The organism is Streptococcus sp. DD11, assembly GCF_001578865.1.
Taxonomy (GTDB): domain Bacteria; phylum Bacillota; class Bacilli; order Lactobacillales; family Streptococcaceae; genus Streptococcus; species Streptococcus panodentis.
In genome coordinates this window covers 698223-699958 of record NZ_KQ969392.1, presented here as the reverse complement: position 1 = coordinate 699958, position 1736 = coordinate 698223, and the positions used below count along the sequence as shown (strand labels likewise).

The window sequence follows — 1736 nt, the reverse complement described above, 5'->3', positions numbered from 1 at the left end:
TTGGGTTATGTATTTTTAAATTTTTTATATAGGAAGCTGCTTAGCCCATGAGAACCCGTGCTAGGCAGAGAGGTATTGAAAGCTCTACTTTTAGATGAAAGGTAAAAGACCGATGGAAAGCGCCAAAAAGGCGGTGGGATAGACTCCCATGATGGCTGCGCCCTCATCCACAGAGGGATGGATCTTTTAGAAGATACTGTATAAAATTTTTAAAAATTTAGTTCCCTTCACTCTTTTGTTTCTAAGCTCAGGCTGAAAAGGTCTCCCAGACCTTTTCACTCCCAGCCCGCGAGGCTCTCACAGTCCGGGGGACTGGGAGAGGTTGGGGATAAGGAAAACAGAGTTTTCCTCAATGCAGGAATTTTTTGGAGTCTAAAAGACGAACAGTCTTGACACATCCTAACGGATGTTTCATCCATAACCTCAAAGCAATGCTTTTGCTGCTTCCTCCCAGAAGCTCTATCTATAACCTCAAAAGCTCCACTGGAGCTTTTGAGCAATCGGCTGCCGCGTCAAGAGTTTTTTATCAAAACAAAGCGAGACTGAAGGACTTTTTTCTCAGCCTCAGCTCTTATAGGATTGTGCTGTTCCGAAAGTCCTGCAGGTGCTCTTCTAAATCTCGAAGCATGGCTCTGCGGCCTTTAAAACGCTCATTCCCCAGCAGCCGCTGATAGTTTTCCTGCCCTTGAGCATCCAGTGTTTCTTTATAATGACCGATAGCTTCTCGGAATGCTACTAATTCATCCAGAAAAAGCTCTTTAGACTGGAGCCGATGACTGATGTCGCTCACTTCCTCATAGGGCTGCCGGTCCAGTCTGCGTTTCTGGCTTTCCTGTTTGCGGATGATATCATGGATATGGTTTCGGAATTTGGTTTTAAAGTAACGGTAGAGTTTGCTCTCATCTTCTTCAATCCCAGCTTCCTGCTGCAGCAATTCATATAGTACCAACATGCCTTCCTGCTCCCAGTCGCTCTTCTCCCATAGATGCACATAATAGTTTTTTTGGCATTTCCAGACAATCCACTTAACTTTATCATAGGTTTCTTTAAAGTCCATAGGGCCTCCTCAATTAATTGTTAAGAACAGTATAACGAAAAGATCTGTCTGAATGGAGGTCTGTCTCTCAAAAGACTGTTTTCAATCCTCTTCTGCCCCTCATCTGCCATTTTAGGTCAGTTCAGGCAATTTTTCAGTCATTTGAGGGAGAAAATATCAGGATTGTCCGAAAAACTACTCTATTTTTAACAATTCATTTAATGTGTTCGGTCCACAGCCATCGACTTCGCCGCCTCATTGCTAAAAAAAGTCTTTTTGTGCGCCTCTCAGAGAGCTGACGAAAGCTTCGTTTTCTTTATCTGCTAGCTCAAACAATCTAGCAGACTGCTTTGAGCAATCAGCTACCGCGTCAAGAATTTTTTACCAAAACAAAGCGAAACTGAAGGACTTTTGTCACAGCCTCTGTATAAATAGGGCAGCGAATGGAACTTACGCAAGGTAATGTCAGCTGTACTGGCTTTGCGGCTGATGCAAGCTTTGCTTGCCTTATCTGCAATCCGGAGCTGGGACAACTGTACCTAATTTCATCTATTTCTATCGTTTGATTGCAAGACGCAGTACGAGCTAAAAAAGTAATAACAGATAAACTAAATGACGGTAAATAAGAAAACACCTGGAAAGGCTGCTATCATAGCCTTTCCAGGTGTTTTTGTTAACTGAAAAAAGACTGAAGAGAAGG

Annotated in this window: 1 protein-coding gene; it reads right to left on the bottom strand. The window is 43.0% G+C overall.

The window, feature by feature from the left end:
- Positions 1-571: 571 nt before the first annotated feature.
- Positions 572-1057 carry a sigma-70 RNA polymerase sigma factor region 4 domain-containing protein gene (locus STRDD11_RS03280; RefSeq protein WP_128835281.1) on the bottom strand — a complete coding sequence of 162 codons (486 nt, stop codon included), beginning with the start codon at positions 1055-1057 and terminating at the stop codon, positions 572-574.
- Positions 1058-1736: the final 679 nt, after the last annotated feature.